Annotated in this window: 11 protein-coding genes, 2 rRNA genes and 1 riboswitch; of the genes, 12 read left to right on the forward strand and 1 reads right to left on the reverse strand. The window is 65.1% G+C overall.

All coding sequences use genetic code 11. The features are described 5' to 3' along the window. Positions 1 to 1494 (reverse strand): alpha,alpha-trehalose-phosphate synthase (UDP-forming), encoded by a 1494-nt coding sequence (locus ACQPZP_RS06855; RefSeq protein WP_433476792.1) that lies wholly within the window; start codon positions 1492 to 1494, stop codon positions 1 to 3. Positions 1495 to 1603: 109 nt separating this feature from the next. On the opposite strand from ACQPZP_RS06855, the gene ACQPZP_RS06860 reads away from it, so the two are divergent. The 12 genes from ACQPZP_RS06860 to ACQPZP_RS06915 all read left to right on the forward strand — a co-directional run bounded on the left by ACQPZP_RS06860 (position 1604) and on the right by ACQPZP_RS06915 (position 16366). Continuing rightward, entirely contained in the window at positions 1604 to 2563 is a 960-nt protein-coding gene (locus ACQPZP_RS06860) for a cation diffusion facilitator family transporter (protein ID WP_433476793.1), read from the forward strand. A 97-nt stretch (positions 2564 to 2660) separates the two neighbouring features. Continuing rightward, positions 2661 to 2802, forward strand: a riboswitch (SAM riboswitch). A 15-nt stretch (positions 2803 to 2817) separates the two neighbouring features. After that, on the forward strand, positions 2818 to 4062 hold the full coding sequence (gene thrC, locus ACQPZP_RS06865; protein WP_433476794.1) for a threonine synthase: 1245 nt from the start codon (positions 2818 to 2820) through the stop codon (positions 4060 to 4062). Positions 4063 to 4075: 13 nt separating this feature from the next. Continuing rightward, positions 4076 to 4351, forward strand: coding sequence for a MoaD/ThiS family protein (locus ACQPZP_RS06870; protein ID WP_433466760.1), 276 nt, complete (start codon positions 4076 to 4078; stop codon positions 4349 to 4351). Between the two features lie 297 nt (positions 4352 to 4648). Continuing rightward, positions 4649 to 5740 carry a hypothetical protein gene (locus ACQPZP_RS06875; RefSeq protein ID WP_433476795.1) on the forward strand — a complete coding sequence of 364 codons (1092 nt, stop codon included), beginning with the start codon at positions 4649 to 4651 and terminating at the stop codon, positions 5738 to 5740. A 187-nt stretch (positions 5741 to 5927) separates the two neighbouring features. Continuing rightward, positions 5928 to 6329, forward strand: a complete 402-nt coding sequence (locus ACQPZP_RS06880) for a hypothetical protein (protein ID WP_433476796.1) — start codon at positions 5928 to 5930, stop codon at positions 6327 to 6329. A 52-nt stretch (positions 6330 to 6381) separates the two neighbouring features. Continuing rightward, a complete protein-coding gene (locus ACQPZP_RS06885) occupies positions 6382 to 6882 on the forward strand; it encodes a hypothetical protein (protein WP_433476797.1) in 501 nt (166 codons plus the stop codon). A gap of 302 nt (positions 6883 to 7184) precedes the next feature. Continuing rightward, positions 7185 to 8816 (forward strand): chaperonin GroEL, encoded by a 1632-nt coding sequence (gene groL / locus ACQPZP_RS06890; protein WP_433466763.1) that lies wholly within the window; start codon positions 7185 to 7187, stop codon positions 8814 to 8816. Positions 8817 to 8936: 120 nt separating this feature from the next. Next, positions 8937 to 9521 carry a phospholipid scramblase-related protein gene (locus ACQPZP_RS06895; RefSeq protein ID WP_433476798.1) on the forward strand — a complete coding sequence of 195 codons (585 nt, stop codon included), beginning with the start codon at positions 8937 to 8939 and terminating at the stop codon, positions 9519 to 9521. 74 nt (positions 9522 to 9595) lie between these two features. Further along, positions 9596 to 10186, forward strand: a complete 591-nt coding sequence (locus tag ACQPZP_RS06900) for a phospholipid scramblase-related protein (RefSeq protein WP_433476799.1) — start codon at positions 9596 to 9598, stop codon at positions 10184 to 10186. A gap of 58 nt (positions 10187 to 10244) precedes the next feature. Further along, positions 10245 to 10601: a hypothetical protein gene (locus ACQPZP_RS06905; protein WP_433476800.1), complete on the forward strand. Its 357-nt coding sequence runs from the start codon at positions 10245 to 10247 to the stop codon at positions 10599 to 10601. Between the two features lie 696 nt (positions 10602 to 11297). After that, a 16S ribosomal RNA gene (locus ACQPZP_RS06910) occupies positions 11298 to 12818 on the forward strand. 442 nt (positions 12819 to 13260) lie between these two features. Next, positions 13261 to 16366, forward strand: a 23S ribosomal RNA gene (locus ACQPZP_RS06915). The 16S and 23S rRNA genes sit together here, the layout of an rRNA operon. Positions 16367 to 16385: the final 19 nt, after the last annotated feature.

Below are 16385 nucleotides of genomic sequence, written 5' to 3' on the forward strand. Positions count from 1 at the left end.
TCAGCCGAGGGCGGCGAGCTGGTCGGCGAACCAGCGTTGCGGGGGGAGTGCGGTCGCGGCGGCGGCGAGGCGGGCGCAGCGATCGGCCCGCTGGGCGCGCGGCATGAGCAGGGCCTGGTGCAGGGCCTCCGCCGTCTGCGACACGTCGTAGGGGTTGATCATCAGAGCGTCCCCGGACAGCTCCGCCGCCGCGCCCGCCTCTCGCGACAGCACCAGCGCGCAGCCCTGTTCCGACAGGACGGGCCCCTCCTTCGCGACGAGGTTCATTCCGTCACGGATCGGGTTCACCAGCAGGACGTCCGCCAGGCCGTAGGCGGCGAGGGAGCGCGGATAGTCGTCGTTCACCTGCAGGATCAGCGGTTCCCAGTCGGCCGTGCCGAACTCGTCGGAGATCTGCTTGGCCATCTCCTGGACGGCCGCCGTGTACTCCCGGTACTCGGGCAGGTCGTACCGGGACGGGTAGGCGAACGCCAGGTGCACCACGCGGCCACGCCACTCGGGATGGTTGACGAGCAGTTCACGGTAAGCGGCGAGACCACGCACGATGTTCTTGGACAGTTCGGTCCGGTCGATGCGCACGATGAGCTGACGGTCGCCCACTTGTTCACGCAGCGCGCGCGCCCGCTCAGCGACGTCCTGTTCGGCGGCGCGTTGGCGCAGAGCCGTTCCATCGACGCCGAGCCCATGCACGCCTACGCGCGTGGTGTGGCCCGACCACGTGACCGTACGGGAGACGCGGTCGACGCGTGCGCCGGGCAGCAGCTCGCAGCAGTCGAGGAACGCCAGAGCCCATCGCTCGGTGAGGAACCCCGCGTGGTCGGCGCCGAGGATGCCGAGAAGGATCTGCCTGCCGATGTCGTCTGGGAGCAGCCTGTAGTACTCGGGTGGCGCCCAAGGCGTGTGCGAGAAATGGGCGATTTTCAGGTCCGGGCGACGATCGCGCAGCATCCGCGGTGCCAGCGACAGGTGATAGTCCTGGATCGCCGCCTTCGCTCCCTGGGCGGCGTCCCGTGCCAGGGCGTCCGCGAAGGCCGCGTTGTACGCCTCATAGGACTGCCAGTCGCGGCGGGCACGAGCATCGAAATGCGGGTTGCGCGGGGTGTCGTACAGAAGGTGATGGACGAACCACAGCGTCGAGTTGGCAACGGCGTTGTACGCACGGTGGAACGTGGCCGCGGGAATGTCGAGCATCCGTACCGCCGCGCCGCCGGTCTCGTAGCCCGCGAGATCCAGGCGGCCGTCCGGTGAACGGCGGGCCGCCGTCCGATCGGCCTCGCCCAGGCTCGCGCACACCCACAGCACGTCCGGGGTCTCGGCGGACGGCTCGGACCGCGTCCCGGCCGGGCGCGACGGGCCGGGGTCGCGCGGGGCGCCCGTGACGGCGGCGAGGCCGGACACCAGTCCGCCGCCCCCGCGCCGCATGGTGAGCTCGCCGTCGTCCGACAGCGAGAACGACACCGGACCCCGATTCGATGCCACCAGCACTTGGCTCATACCGGCAGGGTCTCAGTTGTGGCCGAGGCGCTTCAAAGTGACCCGCGTGGTGCGGGTCACTGCGTGCATTGTCCCGATTAGCCGGGAGTGCGGCGGGTACCCGACCGGAATGAGCAGGTCCGAGACGACGAAGACCGTGCTCGTCGCCGGTGCTGCGAACCTCATCCTCGCGATCACCAAGCTGATCGCCGGCCTGCTGGCCGGGTCCAGCGCAATGCTCGCGGAGAGCGCGCACTCCGTGGCGGACACCCTCAACCAAGGCTTCCTCTTCACCTCCCTGCAGCGCAGCGAACGGCCCCCCGATCGGCGCCACCCCTTCGGCTACGGAAACGAGCGGTACTTCTGGTCGCTGCTCGCCGCGTTCGGTATCTTCGTGGCCGGCGCCGGGTTCTCGATCTTCGAGGGCATCCTGACCATGACCGGTCACGGCGGCACCGGGACGACGGTGTGGCTCGCCTACGCCGTCCTCGCCCTCGGCGCGCTGCTGGAGGGGACGTCCTGGATCCGCGCCTTCTACCAGGCGCACAAGGAGACCCGCGACAACGGCCGCGACATCGTCGACCATGTCCGGCGGTCCCCTGACGTGACGTTCAAGACCGCGCTGTTCGAGGACACCGCCGCGATGATCGGCCTCGCGCTCGCCGCGGGCGGGCTGGCGCTGCGCCAGATCACCGGGTCCGAATTCTGGGACGGGCTCGCGTCCGTCCTCATCGGGCTGCTCCTCGTCGTCCTCGCCTTCGGGATCGGACGGGAGAGCATGGGCCTGCTCATCGGGCAGGCCGCCGACCCGGCCGCGCAGCGCGACATCCGCGCCGAGATCCTCCGCACCCCCGGGGTGACCGGCGTGGACGAGCTGCTCACCATGCACTTCGGCCCCGACCAGATCCTCGTCGCCGCCAAGGTCAACTTCTCCGACGACATCAGCGCCGACCAGGCCGAGGACGTAGCCGGAGAGATCGACCGGCGGCTCCGGGAGCGGCTCCCGATCGTCCGGCACGTGTTCCTCGACCCCACCCAGCGCACCGTCCCGCAAGGCATCGACCGCGTGATCAAGAACTCATCCGGGTAACGTCTCAATCGGTGGACCCGCCTGTCTGGCATCCGGTCAGTTCATGTAAAGTCACGCATACGAGCTCAAACCGCTCGTGGATTACACAACTGAATACCGCTCATCCAGAGGGGTGGAGGGACCGGCCCTGTGAAGCCCCGGCAACCACCCGGCTGACGCGCGCTCGCGATCCTGCGAGGCCGGCCGGGAGATGGTGCCAACTCCGGCCTGCGACCAAGGTGGCGCAGGGAAGATGGGGAGAAAGGCCTCGCTTCATGGCACTCACGCCTGCCACAGACCTCGGACCGGCTACCGCCCTCGTCTGCCGCGAATGCGGCTCCACCCGCGACCTCGGGCCCTACTACGCCTGCGAGGAGTGTTTCGGCCCCCTGGAGATCGCCTACGACTTCGGGGGCGTCACCAGGGCCGGCATCGAGTCCGGGCCCCGCAACATCTGGCGGTACCGCGGGCTGCTGCCCGTCCCGTCCAACGTCGCGGAGACGCCCAACACCGAGCCGGGCCTGACCCGCCTCGTCCGCGCGGACAACCTCGCGGAGAGCCTCGGCCTGCAGAGCCTGTGGGTGAAGGACGACAGCGGCAACCCGACCCACTCCTTCAAGGACCGCGTCGTCGCCGTCGCTCTGGCCGCGGCCCGCGAGCTGGGCTTCAAGGTGCTGGCCTGCCCGTCCACCGGGAACCTGGCCAACGCCGTCGCCGCCGCGGCGTCCCGCGCCGGCATCCGCAGCGCGGTGTTCGTACCGTCCAACCTCGAATCCCAGAAGATCATCACGACGGCCGTGTACGGCGGGACGTTCGTGACGGTGGACGGCAACTACGACGACGTGAACCGCCTCGCCTCGGAGATCGCCGGAGAGCAGGACGACTGGGCGTTCGTGAACGTCAACGTCCGCCCGTACTACGCCGAGGGCTCCAAGACGCTCGGCTACGAGATCGCGGAGCAGCTCGGCTGGCGACTGCCGGACCAGATCGTCGTCCCGGTCGCGTCCGGCTCCCAGCTCACCAAGATCGACAAGGCCTTCCAGGAGCTGATCAAGCTGGGCCTGGTCGAGGACAAGCCGTACCGCGTCTTCGGCGCCCAGGCCGCCGGCTGCGACCCCGTCGCCGCCGCATTCAAGGCCGGGCACGACGTCATCCGCCCGGTGAAGCCGGACACGATCGCCAAGTCCCTCGCCATCGGCAACCCCGCCGACGGCCCCTACGTCCTGGACGTCGCCCGCCGCACCGGCGGCGCCGTCGAGGACGTCACCGACGAGCAGGTCGTCGAGGGCATCCGGCTGCTCGCCCGCACCGAGGGCATCTTCGGCGAGACCGCGGGCGGCGTCACGGTCGCGACGCTCCGCAAGCTCATCGAGAACGGCACTCTCGACCCGTCCGCCGAAACAGTGATCATCAACTCCGGGGACGGACTGAAGACGCTGGACGCCGTCGCCCCGGTCGTCGCGCCGAGCGCGAACATCGCCCCGTCCCTGGACGCGTTCCGCGCCGCCGGCCTCGCCTGAGAAAAGGAGCACCATGAGCGTTTCCGTGCGAATTCCGACGATCCTGCGGACCTACACCGGCGGCGAGTCCGAGGTGAAGGCCGAGGGCGCCACCCTGCGCGCCGTCGTCGCCGATCTGGAGGCCGGTTACTCCGGCATCTCCGCGCGCATCCTGGACGACGCCGGCAAGATCCGCCGCTTCGTGAACGTGTACGTCGGCGACGAGGACGTCCGCTTCGCCGACGGCCTCGACACCCCGACTCCCGAAGGCGTCCAGATCTCCATCATCCCCGCCGTAGCGGGCGGCTGACACGTTTCCCCCCAAGCCCCGGCACGTCCATCGTGCCGGGGCTTTTCCATGCACACCGGGCGAATCTCTGACTTTCTTGCGACAGAAATGCCCGGTTGACGGCTGGATCTGGCTGATTGTTTCGCCGATCGCCCTGAAACGTACATGGTAAAAGCTTTAGTTAAACTGAAGGCCGCTACTTGATCTTGGTCACGACCTCTACAGCACTTGTGTTTCACAATTGCTTCTCCCTGGAAGATTGAAGCCGGAGTGGCGCTCCACAGGGCGTCGATCAGGCTTACGAGAGTGAGGAAAGGCATGAAGCGCATTTTGCGCACGGTGGCCGTGTCCGGAATAGCGATGGGGGCGGCAGTCCTCGCGGCTCCCTCGGCCATGGCGGACATCAACTTCTACGCGGTGGAGAAGGCGTACGTCGGGCACAACGGCCCCACGTACGTCAGCGAGAAGGGCCCGGGCGACCTGATGTTCACGGACATCGTCAAGTCGCCCCACGCCAAGCCGGTGATCGGCAACAAGCCGGTGAAGACCGGCGACATCACCACGACCCTCCACGGCGGGAAGCACAACACGGCCGTCACCGCCATCGAGGGCTCCGAGCAGGAGTCGACCAAGAAGGGGCATGGCAAGGGCTCCCACGAGCAGGCCGCGCCGCTCCAGGGTGAGCAGCAGGCCGCGCCGCAGCAGGACACGCTGCAGGCGGCCCCGCAGCAGGGTGCGGAGCAGGCCGCGCCGCAGCAGGACGCTCAGCAGGCGGCGCAGCAGCAGGGTGCGGAGCAGGCTGCCCCGCAGCAGGACGCTCAGCAGGCCGCGCAGCAGCAGGACGCTCAGCAGAACGCGCCCCAGCAGGGCGCGGAGCAGGCGGCGCCGCAGCAGGACGCTCAGCAGGCGGCGCAGCAGCAGGGTGCGGAGCAGGCTGCCCCGCAGCAGGACGCTCAGCAGGCCGCGCCGCAGCAGGACGCTCAGCAGAACGCGCCCCAGCAGGGCGCGGAGCAGGCGGCGCCGCAGCAGGACGCTCAGCAGGCGGCGCAGCAGCAGGGTGCGGAGCAGGCGGCGCCGCAGCAGGACGCTCAGCAGGCCGCGCAGGAGCAGGGTGCGGAGCAGGCCGCCCCGGAGTCGGCGCAGCGGCGGGCCTCGAACCCGGACCCCAAGGAGGTGAACATCCACGCGGTGAAGAAGGCGGCCGTCGGCCAGAACGGTCCGGTGCGCGTCAGCGAGAAAGGCCCTGGCGACGCCATCTTCACGAACTTCACCGCGTCGCCGCGCGCGGTCGCCATCGTCGGGAACAAGTCGGTGAAGACCGGCGACATCTCCACCAAGCTCTACGACGGCAAGGGCAACACCGTGGTCAACTCGGTGTCGGGCTCCGAGCAGGAGTCGAACAAGCGGTAATCCGCCGCTCCTAGGGGGCACAGAAGCACGACGGCCGCTCCGGACTCGCGCATCGAATCCGGAGCGGCCTCCCCATCTCACCTCGACAGCGGTGGTGGGCCCCGCAAAGTACATGGAACGCGGGGCCCGCCGTTCTGTGACCACGGCACCACGGCACCACGGTGCGCGGCCCCCTAGGATCCCCCGAATGATGAAAGGGACCCTGTGGCGTTGGCTGGGCGCACTCGCTCCGGCCCTTGCCGGCTTGTGCGTTCTCGGCTTCTGGGGCATGTCCGCTCTTCAGGGCCGCGCCGACCGGGCCCGCGAACTCGACTGCCTGCACGATCGCGCCGCCGCGCACTGGAGCCACGGCTACGGCGCATGGCTCCCCATCGGCGTCCTCGCGACCTCGGCGCTGGTTCTCGTCCTCGCGGTGGCGGTCCTCGTGGCCGGCGCCCGTTCCCCTCTCTGGGCGCGGCTCGTCTGCTTCCCGATGGTCTTGTTCGCCGTCCTCGCCCTCGTCCTGGCCGGCATGACGACCCACGACTACTTCGCCTTCCCCGGCGGCGACATCTCCACGGTCAACAGCGCCCCCTGCGGAGTCGGCTGAGACAGCTTCAAAGTGAGTCGCTCGGGCCTCGGCACGAATGGTTGGATGCGGCATGGGGCAGTTGTGGAATCGCGATGAGATCCTTGCCGGTCTCGCTTCCCTGGGGGAACGCGGCGGGCTGGGAGCGCCGTGGCGGTTGGAGCAGGTGCTCGACCTCGAAGGGCGGTATGAGGTCCGCCTGCCCGAGTCGTATCGCAGCTTCGTCCTGGAGGTCGGTGATCGCGTCACCGCGGAGGCCCTGGACGACGAGATCGGCGACCGTCACATCGACTACGACGATCTGCTGACCGGATCGATGATCATCGCTGACATCGGCTGCGGGGCCTTCGAGCGGCTGGTCGTGACGGGGCCGGCCGCCGGGCAGGTGTGGCGGGAGGAGTTGCGGTTCGGCGGCGGTGCTCTCACCCCCGGCCCCGATTTCGGTGCGTGGTATCTGAGCTGGCTACGGCGAGTCGGTGCCGTCAAGGCGCCCCCCGGCCTACGCCGGCGGCTTGTCGGTTGGCATTCGCGAACGTTGATCTGGCACGACCCAGGTTCTGAACAAGACCGGTGACCCGCCCCTGCGAGGCTGTCCAGTACGAGCCATCGCGTCCACCGTGGCGGACCCTGGTCAGAGCCGGTCCGGGCAGGTGGGGAGACACCCCGGGCGGGGATGTGTGGCGCTTGCACTCGGCAGGGTAGAGTGCTAAACAAACGGTTGGCACTCTGCTGTGGAGAGTGACAACTTCACACAGTCTGGGTCGGGGCGATGAGGTCTCAGTCCGGCGGCGGAATGGCAGTCGTCGGCGGGGGCCGTCCGTCGCGGGCGTCGGCTCGATCCGTCTAAGCCACCTTGTTCCGGGAGGACTGGAGCCTATGGCTGCAAAGATGATCGCGTTCGACGAAGAGGCCCGCCGCGGTCTCGAGCGCGGCATGAACCAGCTCGCCGACGCCGTGAAGGTGACCCTTGGTCCCAAGGGCCGCAACGTCGTGCTGGAGAAGAAGTGGGGCGCCCCCACGATCACCAACGACGGTGTGTCGATCGCCAAGGAGATCGAGCTCGAGGACGCGTGGGAGAAGATCGGCGCGGAGCTCGTCAAGGAAGTAGCGAAGAAGACCGACGACGTCGCGGGTGACGGCACCACGACGGCGACCGTGCTGGCCCAGGCGCTGGTGCGCGAGGGGCTGCGCAACGTGGCGGCCGGCGCGAACCCGATGTCGCTGAAGCGCGGCATCGAGGCCGCGGTCGAGCGGGTCAGCGAGGAGCTGTCCAAGCTCGCCAAGGACGTGGAGACCAAGGAGCAGATCGCCTCCACGGCGTCCATCTCCGCGGGTGACCCGCAGATCGGCGAGATGATCGCCGAGGCGATGGACAAGGTCGGCAAGGAAGGCGTCATCACGGTCGAGGAGAGCCAGACCTTCGGTCTGGAGCTCGAACTGACCGAGGGGATGCGCTTCGACAAGGGCTACATCTCGCACTACTTCGTGACCGACCCCGAGCGGATGGAGGCGACCCTTGAGGACCCGTACATCCTGATCGTTCAGGGCAAGGCCTCGGCCAACAAGGACCTGCTGCCCGTCCTCGAGGGCGTCATGCAGTCCGGCAAGCCGCTGCTGATCATCGCGGAGGACGTCGAGGGCGAGGCCCTGGCCACCCTGGTCGTCAACAAGATCCGCGGGATCTTCAAGTCCGTGGCCGTCAAGGCGCCGGGCTTCGGCGACCGCCGCAAGGCCATGCTGGGCGACATCGCCACGCTGACCGGCGGCCAGGTCATCAGCGAGGACGTGGGTCTCAAGCTGGAGAACACCACGACCGACATGCTGGGCCGCGCCCGCAAGGTCGTCATCACCAAGGACGAGACCACCATCGTGGACGGCGCCGGTGACGCCAACGAGATCGCGGGCCGGGTCAACCAGATCCGCACCGAGATCGACAACACCGACTCCGACTACGACCGCGAGAAGCTTCAGGAGCGCCTGGCGAAGCTCGCGGGCGGTGTCGCGGTCATCAAGGCCGGTGCCGCGACGGAGGTCGAGCTCAAGGAGCGCAAGCACCGCATCGAGGACGCCGTCCGCAACGCCAAGGCCGCGGTCGAGGAGGGCATCGTCCCCGGTGGTGGCGTCGCGCTGCTGCAGGCCGGCACCAAGGCGTTCGACAAGCTGGAGCTCGCCGGCGACGAGGCCACCGGTGCCAACATCGTCAAGCGCGCTCTGGAGGAGCCGCTGAAGCAGATCGCCGTCAACGCCGGCCTTGAGGGCGGCGTCGTGGTGGAGCGGGTCCGCAACCTGACCCCGGGTGAGGGCCTGAACGCCGCCACCGGCGACTACGTCAACATGTTCGAGTCGGGCATCCTCGACCCGGCCAAGGTGACCCGGTCCGCGCTGCAGAACGCCTCGTCGATCGCCGCGCTGTTCCTGACCACCGAGGCCGTCATCGCCGAGAAGCCCGAGAAGAACCCGGCCCCGGCGGGCGACCCGTCCGGTGGCATGGGAGGCATGGACTTCTAAGCGAGTTCCCAGCTCCAACGGGCGGCTGAAGGGGCGGTTCCAACCGGAACCGCCCCTTTCGCATGCTCGGGTGGCCGCCATCCGATCCGCGCCATGGGAGACCTGCCATCATGCGGATCCATGATGGACCTCTTCAACTCCTCGGTTCTGCGCGTCGATCAGCCCCGCGGCGCTCCTGCAGCGCGTTCTCGGTACCGGGTGTATGACGGTCAGGGCGCACTGCTCGCGACCGCGGAGGAGCGGGACGTCTCGGTGCTCCGCCAGACGGTCAGGACCGCATTCGGTGGTAGTGACGCCGGCCGCACCGTCCACGTCGAGAACGTGCAGGGCGTGCCGCTCCTGGTGGTGGAGAAGCAGAACGCGAGAAGCACCCGGGTGTGCACTCCCGAGGGTGGTCAGATCGGGGCACTGCAGAACCACAAGCTGTACGAGTACACGCTTCTGGACGCGTCAGGAGGTCACGTCGGCAGGCTGGACGGCAATCGGCTCGGCCGCAAGTTCGCCGCACTGGACGCCTACGGCAACCACGTCGCGCAGGTGGACAAGAGATGGAAAGGCGTGGCCACCGAAATACTGACCACCGCCGACCGGTACTCGGTGGAGATCTATCAGCCCCTCGCCGATCCGCTCCGTGTACTGGTGGTCGCGGCGCCGCTGGCGATCGATCTCATGCTGTACGAAGGCAAGGACTGGCCGATCGGATAGCCCGCCGGCCGAAGGACTTTCGCGTACCGTAAGGGCCGGCATGACTCGCCGACGACGAGGCTCTAGGAGTATGCATGGGCGACCCTTTCAGTTCCTCCACGCTCAGGGTCGAGCAGCCTCGACGGGGACCGTTCGCCAAGTCGCGGTACAAGGTGCTGGACGGTGACGGCGCCGTCCTTGCCATCGCGGCGCCGACGGACGACCAGGGAAGCAACGCGGTCATGCGGGGCGTGTTCCCCGGAAAGTCGAATCTCGACGCCCGGGCGGTCCTGCTGACGACGCCCGACGGCGACCCGCTGCTCATCGTCGACAAGCTGAGCGGGCGGGAGTACACGGAGGTCCTGCGGCCGGACGGAGAGCGGGTCGGGTCCTACGTCACCGAGAGAGTCGGCCGCCGCTATGTCATCTATGACGACGACGGCACGCTGATCGGCGCGATCGACGTGGACGTGCCGCGTAACAACTTCGAGGTGAAGGACGGCGACGGCGCCAAGGTGGCGCACGTGCGCAAGAAATGGGCCGGGCTCGCCACACACCTGCTGACGACGGCCGACAAGTACTCGGTGGAGATCGCCGACCCAGTCGGGGAGCCGCTGCGGACGATGGCGGTGATGACGGCGATCGTCATGGACATGAACCTTCACGAGGCAAAAGAGATCACCTGAGCCGGCACGCGTTTCGCGAGGGCTTCACGGCTCCCACGAGGCGAGGTACGTTCTGTCCGTGCAGGCCATGCCCGGGCGCTCGAACGGCTGGCGCGTCTCGCCGGCCATTCCGACGATCGCCAATTGCGCGCTGGCCGTTCTCTGGGCCTTCTCGGCCCTCGGTGGCTGGGGCGACGCCGCCTTCTGCGGTGAGGACGAGCGGCACGACCCGGGATGCGGCGCCGGATTCGACGACGCGGTGCGCTTCTCGGCACCGGTGGCCGTCATCGCCACGGCCGTCGCCGTGACCGCGTGGGCGATGCCCGGCATCCGGCACCGGCCCGACCGGCTGGACGCCCTCCTCACCGTCGCGGCCTTCGTCTGGATCCTGGCCGAGGGAGTTCTCTTCGTGGGCGGGTACCTGGCCAAACCGTGATGAGTCCCCGCCGGCGGTTGACGTTGCCGAAAAGAAACATTGGCGGGCTGGAATGTGTTGTTGGACTGGTTCGGGCGGGGTGAACCAGGACAAAACCCGAGGTCGGACGGGTGTCGAAGTGCCTCCGTGGCGGTTGGACGGGCGGATCGACGACATTGATGTGTGCGAGCCGGTTTGACGTTCCCCCGTGTTGGGCATACTGTTCACTTCGCCCCAAGGGAGTGTGGGACGCCTGACGGCGGCCGATCCGAGGGGAACCACCTATGCCAGCTGACGCGGCTCTGCCGTGTCTGCCGTGCCGTGGCGGGTCGGAAAGGGTCGATTTTGACAATCGGGCCGGATCTGATGAAATAGCTCCACCGCTCGGAAGGTGCCGCTCAAACGGCATTGGAAAGGCGTATCGGAGAAGCCCGGAAATTGACAGCCCGGACGGATCCGATAAAGTAAGACGAGTCGCCCCGGAGCGGGAAACGCGAAAGCGGATCCATCTTGAGAACTCAACAGCGTGTTAAAAGCCAGTGCCTTTATCGGCCCGGTCTGTTTTTGTTGGCCGGGTCGCCCCGTGGCTGTCTCTTTTGGGATGGTCGGGGATTTCTTTGAGGCAATGCACGGCCCCTGTGGGGGTCTGTGTGGTGCTGGGATTGTTTCCTGAGGTTTGGCCGGCTGGGGTTCGCCCCCTGGTTGGTCGTTCGAACCTTGATGGAGAGTTTGATCCTGGCTCAGGACGAACGCTGGCGGCGTGCTTAACACATGCAAGTCGAGCGGAAAGGCCCCTTCGGGGGTACTCGAGCGGCGAACGGGTGAGTAACACGTGAGCAACCTGCCCCTGACTTTGGGATAAGCCTGGGAAACCGGGTCTAATACCGGATATGACCTCCGATCGCATGGTCGGTGGTGGAAAGTTTTTCGGTCAGGGTTGGGCTCGCGGCCTATCAGCTTGTTGGTGGGGTGATGGCCTACCAAGGCGACGACGGGTAACCGGCCTGAGAGGGCGACCGGTCACACTGGGACTGAGACACGGCCCAGACTCCTACGGGAGGCAGCAGTGGGGAATATTGCGCAATGGGCGGAAGCCTGACGCAGCGACGCCGCGTGAGGGATGACGGCCTTCGGGTTGTAAACCTCTTTCAGCAGGGACGAAGCTAACGTGACGGTACCTGCAGAAGAAGCGCCGGCTAACTACGTGCCAGCAGCCGCGGTAATACGTAGGGCGCAAGCGTTGTCCGGAATTATTGGGCGTAAAGAGCTCGTAGGCGGTTTGTCGCGTCTGTCGTGAAAGCCCACGGCTTAACCGTGGGTCTGCGGTGGATACGGGCAGACTAGAGGCAGGTAGGGGAGAATGGAATTCCCGGTGTAGCGGTGAAATGCGCAGATATCGGGAGGAACACCGGTGGCGAAGGCGGTTCTCTGGGCCTGTACTGACGCTGAGGAGCGAAAGCGTGGGGAGCGAACAGGATTAGATACCCTGGTAGTCCACGCCGTAAACGTTGGGCGCTAGGTGTGGGGTTCTTCCACGGATTCCGCGCCGTAGCTAACGCATTAAGCGCCCCGCCTGGGGAGTACGGCCGCAAGGCTAAAACTCAAAGGAATTGACGGGGGCCCGCACAAGCGGCGGAGCATGTTGCTTAATTCGACGCAACGCGAAGAACCTTACCAAGGCTTGACATCGCCGGAAAACCATCAGAGATGGTGGGTCCTTTTTGGGCCGGTGACAGGTGGTGCATGGCTGTCGTCAGCTCGTGTCGTGAGATGTTGGGTTAAGTCCCGCAACGAGCGCAACCCTCGTTCCATGTTGCCAGCACGTTATGGTGGGGACTCATGGGAGACCGCCGGGGTCAACTCGGAGGAAGGTGGGGATGACGTCAAGTCATCATGCCCCTTATGTCTTGGGCTGCAAACATGCTACAATGGCCGGTACAGAGGGCTGCGATACCGTGAGGTGGAGCGAATCCCTTAAAGCCGGTCTCAGTTCGGATCGAAGTCTGCAACTCGACTTCGTGAAGTCGGAGTCGCTAGTAATCGCAGATCAGCAACGCTGCGGTGAATACGTTCCCGGGCCTTGTACACACCGCCCGTCACGTCACGAAAGTCGGCAACACCCGAAGCCCGTGGCCCAACCACCTTGTGTGGGGGGAGCGGTCGAAGGTGGGGCCGGCGATTGGGACGAAGTCGTAACAAGGTAGCCGTACCGGAAGGTGCGGCTGGATCACCTCCTTTCTAAGGAGCACACAACTGGCCAGGGACGCCTCCACGCGAGGGACTCTGGTCGGTGGCCACCGGTGACGGCGCATGTTCGTCAGGTGGCTGCTCATAGATGTGGAGCACTGGCTACTCAGCTCACTGCCTGTGTGAGCCGGCAAGTACCGCCCCGGGATCTTTGGTCCGGGGGAGTGGGAACGGCGGCCTCGGGCGGCTGGTGGGTTGGACACGCTGTTGGGTCCTGAGGGAACGGGCGCGAGCCTGGGTGCCTCTGGATCGCGGGACCAAGACCGCATCACCGTTCCGGTGGTGTGGTTTTGGTGGGCCCGGTTGTTTTTTGAGAACTGCACAGTGGACGCGAGCATCTCTGGCGAATGATGAGAGCTGTTCCGAGAAGCCCCTTCGGGTTTTTTTGGTGGTTCTTGTTGTTTGTCTGCGATTTGTTTTGATCGTTTTGTGTGTTCAAGTTTTTTAGGGCATACGGTGGATGCCTTGGCATCAGGAGCCGATGAAGGACGTGGGAGCCTGCGATATGCCTCGGGGAGTCGGCAACCAGACTTTGATCCGGGGATTTCCGAATGGGGAAACCTGGCACTCGTCATGGGGTGTCGCCGCCTGCTGAATGTATAGGCAGGTTGGTGGGAACGCGGGGAAGTGAAACATCTCAGTACCCGCAGGAAGAGAAAACAATTGTGATTCCGTGAGTAGTGGTGAGCGAAAGCGGAGGAGCCTAAACCGTGCGCGTGTGATAGCCGGCAGGCGTTGCGTGTGCGGGGTTGTGGGACCATCCGGGTCCAGCTGCCGCTGGATCAAGGAGTTATAAACTGCTCGGATAGTTGAACGGCTTGGGATGGCCGACCGTAGACGGTGAGAGTCCGGTAGACGAAATCTGGGTGGCTTCTGGGTGTGTTCCCGAGTAGCACGGGGCCCGTGAAATCCCGTGTGAATCTGCCACGACCACGTGGTAAGGCTGAATACTTCCTGGTGACCGATAGCGGACTAGTACCGTGAGGGAAAGGTGAAAAGTGCCCCGGTGAGGGGTCGTGAAATAGTACCTGAAACCGTGTGCCTACAAGCCGTCAGAGCGTCCTCACTGCCTTCGGGTGGTGTTCGTGATGGCGTGCCTTTTGAAGAATGAGCCTGCGAGTTATGGTGTGTGGCGAGGTTAACCGGTGGCGGGTAGCCGTAGCGAAAGCGAGTCTGAATAGGGCGTTTTTAGTCGCATGCTGTAGACCCGAAGCGGGGTGATCTAGCCATGGGCAGGGTGAAGCGCCGGTAAGACGGTGTGGAGGCCCGAACCCACCAGGGTTGAAAACCTGGGGGATGACCTGTGGTTAGGGGTGAAAGGCCAATCAAACTCCGTGATAGCTGGTTCTCCCCGAAATGCATTTAGGTGCAGCGTTGCGTGTTTCTTGCCGGAGGTAGAGCTACTGGATGGCTGATGGGCCCTACAAGGTTACTGACGTCAGCCAAACTCCGAATGCCGGTAAGTGAGAGCGTGGCAGTGAGACTGCGGGGGATAAGCTTCGTAGTCGAGAGGGAAACAGCCCAGATCATCGGTTAAGGCCCCTAAGCGTGTGCTAAGTGGGAAAGGATGTGGAGTTGCCGTGACAACCAGGAGGTTGGCTTAGAAGCAGCCATCCTTGAAAGAGTGCGTAATAGCTCACTGGTCAAGTGATTCCGCGCCGACAATGTAGCGGGGCTCAAGCACACCGCCGAAACCGTGGCATTGGATCTTTGGATCCGATGGGTAGGGGAGCGTCCTGTAGCCGGTGAAGCCGCCGAGTGATCGAGTGGTGGAGGCTGCGGGAGTGAGAATGCAGGCATGAGTAGCGAATCACACGTGAGAAACGTGTGCGCCGGATGACCAAGGGTTCCTGGGGCAGGCTAATCCGCCCAGGGTAAGTCGGGACCTAAGGCGAGGCCGACAGGCGTAGTCGATGGACAACGGGTTGATATTCCCGTACCCGCTGGTATGCGCCAACGCTGAACCCTCTGATGCTAACCACCCGAACTGTGGTGTGGGCCTTCGGGCCTGTTCTGCGGGGAGCGTGGGACCCGAGGGGGTAGTAGGTGAGTGATGGGGTGACGCAGGAGGGTAGCTCAGCCCAGGCGATGGTTGTCCTGGGGTAAGCATGTAGCCCGGTGTGCAGGTAAATCCGCGCACCATATGAGGGTGAGATGTGATGCCGAGCCGTTTTAGGTGAAGTGAGTGATCCCATGCTGTCGAGAAAAGCCTCTAGCGAGTGTATCGGCGGCCCGTACCCTAAACCGACTCAGGTGGTCAGGTAGAGAATACCAAGGCGATCGGGTGAACTGTGGTTAAGGAACTCGGCAAATTGCCCCCGTAACTTTGGGAGAAGGGGGACCACGCCTGGTGAACGTCCTTGCGGCGGGAGCTGGGTGGGGTCGCAGAGGCCAGGGGGAAGCGACTGTTTACTAAAAACACAGGTCCGTGCGAAGTCGTAAGACGCTGTATACGGACTGACGCCTGCCCGGTGCCGGAACGTTAAGAGGACCGGTTAGACCGTGAGGTCGAGGCTGAGAATCTAAGCGCCGGTAAACGGCGGTGGTAACTATAACCATCCTAAGGTAGCGAAATTCCTTGTCGGGTAAGTTCCGACCTGCACGAATGGCGTAACGACTTCCCCGCTGTCTCAACCACAGGCCCGGCGAAATTGCAGTACGAGTAAAGATGCTCGTTTCGCGCAGCAGGACGGAAAGACCCCGGGACCTTCACTACAGCTTGGCATTGGCGCCTGAAGCGTCTTGTGTAGGATAGGTGGGAGACTGTGAAGCCCAGACGCCAGTTTGGGTGGAGTCGTTGGTGAAATACCACTCTGGTCGTTTTGAGCGTCTAACCCGCACCCGTGTATCCGGGTGGGGGACAGTGCCTGGTGGGTAGTTTAACTGGGGCGGTTGCCTCCTAAAGTGTAACGGAGGCGCCCAAAGGTTCCCTCAGCCTGGTTGGCAATCAGGTGGCGAGTGCAAGGGCACAAGGGAGCTTGACTGTGAGACGGACGTGTCGAGCAGGTGCGAAAGCAGGGCCTAGTGATCCGGCACCTACGTGTGGAAGTGGTGTCGCTCAACGGCTAAAAGGTACCCCGGGGATAACAGGCTGATCTTCCCCAAGAGTCCATATCGACGGGATGGTTTGGCACCTCGATGTCGGCTCGTCGCATCCTGGGGCTGGAGTAGGTCCCAAGGGTTGGGCTGTTCGCCCATTAAAGCGGCACGCGAGCTGGGTTTAGAACGTCGCGAGACAGTTCGGTCCCTATCCGCTGTGCGCGTAGGAGAATTGAGAGGGTCTGTCCCTAGTACGAGAGGACCGGGACGGACGAACCTCTGGTGTGCCAGTTGTCCCGCCAGGGGCACGGCTGGTTGGCTACGTTCGGTCGGGATAACCGCTGAAAGCATCTAAGCGGGAAGCCTTCCTCGAGATGAGTTCTCCCACCCTGTTAAAGGGGTGTAAGGCCCCCGGTAGACGACCGGGTTGATAGGCTGGAGATGGAAGCACGGTGACGTGTGGAGTCGACCGGTACTAATAGGCCGAGTGGCTTGAACACACTGAACGTTCAAAGCATC

This window comes from Spirillospora sp. CA-142024, assembly GCF_050942325.1.
Lineage (GTDB): Bacteria > Actinomycetota > Actinomycetes > Streptosporangiales > Streptosporangiaceae > Spirillospora.